Annotated in this window: 1 protein-coding gene; it reads right to left on the bottom strand. The window is 74.6% G+C overall.

Annotation, left to right across the window (positions count from 1 at the left end; translation table 11 throughout):
* The coding region (locus tag WD341_RS13975) for an amino acid adenylation domain-containing protein (RefSeq protein WP_368426081.1) at positions 1-7236 on the bottom strand (7236 nt) is incomplete at its 3' end.
* Positions 7237-7261 lie beyond the last annotated feature (25 nt).

Below are 7261 nucleotides of genomic sequence, written 5' to 3'. Positions count from 1 at the left end.
GTGCGCGGCCGTCACGCGCGCGTGCCGGTGCAAGGCCGCGCCCGCGCTCTCGTCAGGCTCCGGCGCGGGCGCGGTCTCGACCCAGTAGCGCTCCTCTGCGAAGGGATAGGTCGGCAGGCTGACGCGACGCCGCATGCCCCGGTGCAGCAGCGGCCAGTCGATCTCGAGACCGCCGACCCAGGCTCGCGCCACCTTGTCGAGCCGGCCGCGCGCCAGCGACTGCGCCACCAGCTCCGCGGCCTCCCCGGCATCCTCGAGCAGGCCCTCGCCGACTTGCCCGCGCCAGAGGCCTTCCGGGGCGGCGCCGGCCAGGAGGCCCTCCAGCTTGCCGACCAGCTCCCCGAGGCTCGCGACCTCGAGCGCCAGCCGCCAGGCCATGGCCTTGCGCCCGACCTGCAGGGTGTAGGCGACATCCTCCAGCCTCGGGGCAGCCGGGCCGGCGTCCCGCAGGTGCGCCAGCAGCCGGCTCGCCTGGGCCTGCAGCTGCTCCTCGGTGCGCGCGGAGAGGAGGACGAGCTGGGCGCCCGGCACCTCACTATCCGCGACACGCTCGGGCGGCCGGAACTCCTCCAGGACGGCGTGGGCGTTGGTGCCGCCGATGCCGAAGGAGGAGAGTGCGGCGCGGCGCGGCGCGCTGCCGGCCGGCCAGTCGGACAGGCGGTCGACGACACGGAAGGCGGTCGCCGCGAAGTCGATCTCGGGATTGGGGGTCGCGAAGTTGATCGAGGGCGGGATCTCGGCGTGGCCGAGGCTGAGCGCGACCTTGGCGAGGCCGGCCAGGCCGGCGACCGAATCCAGGTGCCCGATGTTCGGCTTGACCGAGCCCAGGCCGCAGAACTGCCGGCCGTCCGTGTGGCGCCGGTAGGCCTCGTCGAGCGCCATCACCTCGACCGGATCGCCGAGGCGCGTGCCGGTGCCGTGGGCCTCGACGTAGCCGATGCTCGCCGGGTCGACGCCGGTCGCCTGCAGCACCTTGTCGATGACGGCGGCCTGACCGGCGACGCTGGGTGCGTAGAAGCCCGCCTTGTCGGCGCCGTCGTTGTTGACGGCGACGCCGCGCAGCAGGGCGTAGAGGTGGTCGCCGTCCTCGATGGCGTCGAGCGCGCGCTTGACCAGGACCACGACGACGCCCTCGCCGCCGACCAGGCCGTCGGCCGCGGCGTCGAAGGCCCGGCAATGGCCGTCGCTGGAGAAGTTCATGCCCGGCAGGTGCAGGTGACCCGCCCCCGGCACCGGGAACAGCGTCGCACCGCCGACCAGGGCCGCGCGCGCCTCGCCGGAGCGGAGCGCCTGCTGGGCCAGATAGAGCCCGACGAGCGAGGAGGAGCAGTTCGAGTGGACCGCCAGGCTCGGGCCCTTCAGCCCGAGCTGGTAGGAGATCATGGTCGGGATCGTGCCGGCCTGCCCGGCGATCCAGGCCGCGTAGGCATCGGCCTGCCCGACGCTGCCGGAGTTGTGCAGCAGGGTCCTGTAGAAGCCGCTGCTGGCCGACATGAAGACCGCCGTGTCGGCGAGCCCTTCCGGCGCATAGCCGGCGTCCTCGATGGCCTGCCAGGAATGCTGCAGCAGCATCCGGAACTGCGGGTCCATAAAGACGGCGTTCTTCTGGGAGATGTTGAAGAAGGCCGGGTCGAAGAGCTCCTTGCCCTCCATGCTGTACTGCAGCGGCAGGAAGTTCGGGTCCGCGAGCAGCGCCTCGGGCACGCCGGCCCGGCGCAACTCCTCGGGGGAGAGGCGTGTCGCGCTCTCCCGGCCGTGGCGCAGGTTGTCCCAGAACTCCGCCGGGGTCCGGGCGCCCGGCAGGTGGCACGACAAGCCGACGATGGCCAGGCTGTCGCGGTAGTAGTCCGGCCAGGCCGCCGCCTGCGGCCCGCTCTCCGGCGCATCCGCCATCGCGGAGACCGGCGCCGCCGGCTGCGCGGCGGGCAGCAGCGCCTCGGCGCGCCGGGCCTCGGTCACGTAGCGGGCGATGTCGCGCACGCTCGGATGGCGGAACAGGTCGGGCGCGCGGAAGCGGACCTCGAAGCGCTCGGCGATGCGGCGGGCCAGGATCACGGCGCTCACCGAATCGCCGCCGCGCTCGAAGAAACCGTCGGCGACCCCGATCGGGCCGACGCCGAGCAGTGCCCGCCAGATCTCCAGCACCTCCCGCTCGACCGCGGAGCGGGGCAGCGCGGCGGCCGCCTCTTCCTGCGCCGCCGGCTCCCGCCGAGCCAGCGCCAGGCGGTCGGTCTTGCCGTTGGCGGTCAGGGGCAGCGCCGGCAGGGCGACGAAGTGCGCCGGCAGCATGTAGTCGGGCAGCTGCTCGGCCAGGTGGCGCTTCAGCTCGGACGCGGCCGGCGCGGGCCGGCCAGGCTGCGCCACGAGGTAGGCGACGAGCTGCCGGCCGCCTTCCGCCTCGCGGGCGACGACCACGCTCTGGCGCACCGCCGCGTGGCGGTCGAGGCGGCTTTCGATTTCCTCCAGCTCGATGCGATGGCCGCGAATCTTGACCTGGTGGTCGAGCCGCCCGAGGTGCTCGAGCAACCCGTCGGCGCGCCAGCGCGCGAGATCGCCGGTGCGGTAGAGCCGCGCGCCCGGCACGAAGGGGTTGGCGAGGAAGCGCTCGGCGGTGAGCGCCGGCCGGTTCAGGTAGCCGCGGGCGAGGCCCTCGCCGCCGATGCAGAGCTCGCCGGCGGCGCCGCGCGGCGCCAGGCGCCCCTCGCGGTCCAGGATGTAGACCTGGGTGTTGGCGATCGGCCGGCCGATGCTGAGCGGCGCCGCCTCGGCGCCCGCTCCGGCGACCTTGGCGACGGTCGACCAGATCGTCGTCTCGGTCGGCCCGAAGAGGTTCCAGGCCTCGCTGCCGCTGTCGAGGAACTGCTGCCTGAGGTCCTGCGGCAGCGGCTCGCCGCCGCACAGGATCCGCACGCCCTCCTCGTTGCGCCAGCCGCCGTGGAACAGCAGCGACCAGGTCGAGGGCGTCGCCTGCATCACGGTCGGCCGCAGCCGCCGGATCTCCTGGCGCAGCAGGTCGGGATCCTTGAGCCGCTCGGCCGGGCAGAGGCAGCAGAGGCCGCCCCGCACCAGCGGCAGCAGCAGCTCCAGCGCGGAGATGTCGAAGGCCGGCGTCGTCACCGCCAGCAGGCGGTCGTCGGGGCCGAGGCCGGGCCGCTCGGCCATGGCGGCCAGGAAGTTGGTCAGCGCGCGGTGCTCGACCATGACGCCCTTGGGCCGGCCGGTGCTGCCCGAGGTGTAGATGACGTAGGCAAGGTCCCCGGGAGCGAGGTCCTCCGGCTTCGCCGCCAGGGCGGCCTCGGGCCGGGCGGCAAGCTCCTCCTGCGCGGCGGGCTCGTCCAGGCAGAGCATGGGCAGGTCGGGGATCCCCGCCTGCTCCGCGATCCGCCGCAGCTTCGGCGCCAGGCTCGAGTGCGTCAGCACCGCCCGTGCGCCGCTGTCCTGCAGCATGAAACCCAGGCGCTCGTCCGGGAAGCCGGGGTCGAGCGGCAACCAGGCCGCCCCCGCCCTGGCGACGGCCAGGAGTGCCACCGGCAGGTCGAGCGAGCGCTCCAGGCAGACCGCGACGAGCGGCTCAGGCGGCAGCGCGAGCCGGCGCAGCCGGGCCGCCAGGCGCGCGCTCTCGGCGTCGAGCTCGGCATAGGTCAGCTGCCGTTCGCCGCAGACGACGGCGAGGGCCTGGGGCCGCAGCCGCGCCTGCTCCTCGAACAGCTGGTGGAAGCGGAGCTCGGGGTACGCCGCCGCGCTGTCGTTCCAGGTCTCGAGCAGCAGGGTCCGCTCGGCCGCGCCGAGCAGGTCGAAGTCGCCGGGCCGGCGTGCCGGATCGGCGACGGCCTGGCCGGCCGCCGCCACCAGGTGCCCGGCCAGGGCCTCGACGGTCGCGGGCAGGAACAGGCTGGGGTTGAACTTCAGGTTCAGCGCGAAGTCCTCGGCGCCCTCGCGAACCTCCAGCACCAGCTCGTACTCGCCCTCCTGCGCAACCTCCTCGACCAGGGCCAGCGAGAGCGGCTCGCCGAGCTCGCGCGCGAAGGCCGGCAGGTCGCCGCCCGAGAAGGCGTTCTGGTACTCGAAGGCGACCTGGAAGACCGGCGCCAGCGCCTCCGAGGGTGCCAGGCCCAGGTCCCGGACCAGGGCCGCGAAGGGATAGGCGGCATGATCGAGCGCGTCGGCCAGGGTCAGCTGCAGCGCGCGCAGAAGCTCTTCGAAGGACCCGGCGCCGAGGTTGCGCGCGCGCAGCGGCAGCATGTTGACGAAGTAGCCGACCGCCGTCTCGAAGCGCTCCTCGGAACGACCCCGGTCGGGCATGCCGACGATCAGGTCGTCCTGTCCCGTCCAGCGCTGAAGCACGACCGCGAAGAGCCCCAGGAAGACGGTCGAGAGGGTCATCCGCCGCTCGCGCGCGAAGGCGCGGAGGCGCCGGCTCAGGGCGGGGTCGAGGCGGACGCGATGGGTCTGCCCCTCGAAGCGCCGGGCGGCGGCGCGCGGAAAGTCCGTCGGCAGCGCCGTCGCCGGCGGGCTGCCCGCCAGTTGCTCGCGCCAGTAGGCGCGGTGCGCCTCGCCCTCGGGGCCGGCCAGCAGCGCCTGCTCCCAGGCGACGAAGTCGGCGTAGTCATCGGCCTCGGCAGCCGGCGCCGGCGGCAACCCCTGCAGGATCTCGCGGTAATGGCCGAACAGGCTGCGGCAGACCGGCAGGAAGGAGCCGCCGTCGAAGACCAGGTGGTGCAGCGTCAGCAGGAGGTGGTGGTCCTCCGGCGCGCGGCTGAAGACCTCGAGCCGCGCCAGCGGCCCGGCCTCCAGGTCGAAGGGCGCCTTGGCGCGGGCCTTGATGCGGGCGAGCAGCGCCTCCGCGCCGAGCCCCGCCGCCTCGTGCCGCTCGATCGCCGGCAGCGGCTCGGGCCGCGCCTCGCGCAGCAGGACGCCGTCCTCCTCGAGCAGACGGCTGCCGAGCAGCGGATGACGGTCGGGCAGCGCGCGGAAGGCCTGCTCGAGCGCCGCGAGGTCGAGCGGGCCGGCGAGGTGGAAGCAGAGCGGGATGTTGTAGGCGCCCATGGCGGGGTCGAGCTGCTGCAGGGACCAGAGGCCCTTCTGCCCCTCGGAGAGCGGGCAGCGCCGCGCGGGCGCCGGCCGCTCCGGGACGGGTGGGACGGCCTCGCCCGGCGCCGTCGGCCCGTCGAGCTGCCGCCCGAGGTGGCGCGCCAGGGCCTCGATGGTCGGGTGCTCGACCAGGTCCCGCGCCTGGACGGCGATGCCGAAGTCGCGCGCGAGCCCGCGCAGCAGCTTCATGCCGAGCAGGGAATCGATGCCGAAGTCGTAGAGGTGGCGGCCGGGGTCGATGGCGCCGGCCGGGGTGTCCAGCGCCTCGGCCAGCCGCGCCACCAGCCGCTCGCGGATGCGCCGCGCGCCGTCCTCTCCCGGCTCGGCCGGCCGCTCTTCGGCTGGGGCATGCGCCGCGGGCTCGATCCAGTAGCGCTGCCGGTCGAAGGGGTAGACCGGCAGGCGGACCCGGCGGGCGCCCGGGTCGTGGAGCGCGGACCAGTCGAGGGCGCCGCCCGCGACCCAGTATGCCGCCAGCGCGGCGAGGTCGGCGCCGGCGGCCGGCGCCGCCGTGGCGGCCTCGGAGGAGCTACCCTGGAAGACCGGCACCCCGCCCCCCGCCGGCGCTCCCTCGAGCCAGGCCGCGAGAGCGCGCCGCAACTCTTCACGCGAGCCGACGACCCAGGCGAGGCGCCGCTCGAGCTCCTCGCGCCCGACCTGCAGGGTGTAGGCGATGTCGGCCAGGGAGGGCGGCGGCCGCCGGGCGGCGATCGAGGTCGCCTCGCCTTCCGGGGCATCGTCGAGGTCGTCGTGAAGTCCGCGGGCCAGGGCCGCCAGCGCCGTCTCGCTCTTGGCGGAGAGGACGATCAGCACGGGGCCCTCGGGAGCGCCGCGCCGGGCCTCCTGCCCCGCGCCGGTGAACTCCTCGATCAGCAGGTGGGCGTTGATGCCGCCCATGCCGTAGGCGTGGAGCCCGGCCAGGCGCGGGCCGGCGGTGCGCGGCCAGGGCGCGGTCTCGGTGGCGATGGTGCAGGGCTGGCCCTCGCGCTCCAGGTCCGGGTGGTGCTCGGCGAAGTTCAGCACCTTGTGGATGACGCCGGTCTCGAGGCTGCGCACGATCTTGAAGAGCGCGGCCAGGGCCGAGGCGGACTCACCGTGGCCCATGGTCGGCTTGAGCGTGCCGATCCGGCAGGCGCCCGGCTCCAGCGTGACCTCCCGCTCGCGCGCCAGGTCCCGGAGCGCGCGGTTGAAGGCCTGCCACTCGACCAGGTCGGCCAGGGCATTGCCCATGCCCTGGGCCTCGATGTAGCGAACCTGGCGCGGGTCGATGCCGGCCTGGCGGTAGCAGGTCCGGACCAGCTCGGCATGGCTCTCGACGTTGGGGGCGGCGATCGAGGCGCCGCCCTGGCCGTTGTAGTTGACGGCGCTGCCGCGGATCAGCGCGTGGACGTGGTCGCCGTCGGCGAGCGCCCGGGAGAGCGGCTTCAGCAGCAGCGTCGCGACGCATTCGGCGCGCAGGTGGCCGCGGGCCTCGCGGCCGAAGGAGGCGACGCTGTCGGTCGGGCTCAGCTGCCCGGCCTCGGACAGCAGCGCGAAGGGCTCGGGGCGGATCAGCAGGTTGGCGGCGCCGACCAGCGCCTGCTCGATCTCGCCGCTGCGCAGGGCCGAGACCGCGCGGTGGATCGCCACGGCGGCGCCGGGGCACTGGGCGTCGACGATCTCGCTGGCGCCCCGGAAGTCGAAGAAATAGGATAGGCGGTTGGCCAGCAGGCAGGACTGGGCGTACCACTCGCCGGTGTCGTGGCCGGCCGCCCGCAGCAGCTCCAGGTACTCGTTGTCCTGGACCGCGACGAAGACGCCGGTCCTGCTGCGCTTCAGGGCGCGCGGCGAATGGCCGGCGTCGGCCAGGGTCTGGTAGGCCGACATCAACAGCAGCCGCTGGCGCGGGTCCAGGGTCGCCGCCTCGCCCGGCGCGATGCCGAAGAAGGCCGGGTCGAAGCCGGCGATGTCCGGGATGAAGCCGCCCCAGCGGCTCCGACCCTCGCCCGCCGTGCGCCAGTCGAAGCGGCTCGGCGGGATCTCCTCGATCAGGCAGTCGTCGCGGTCGAGCGCCTGCCAGAAGGCGTCCAGCGTGTCGCACATCGGAAAATAGCCGGACAGGCCGACGATCGCGATCGGCTCCGGCCGGCCGTCGGCCTCGGGCATCGGCGCCGGACCGCCGACGCCCGAA

This window comes from Tistlia sp. (genome assembly GCF_040905785.1).
GTDB lineage: Bacteria > Pseudomonadota > Alphaproteobacteria > Kiloniellales > DSM-21159 > Tistlia.
The sequence above is the reverse complement of the archived record's forward strand: the minus strand, read 5'-3'. Positions and strand labels throughout refer to the sequence as shown.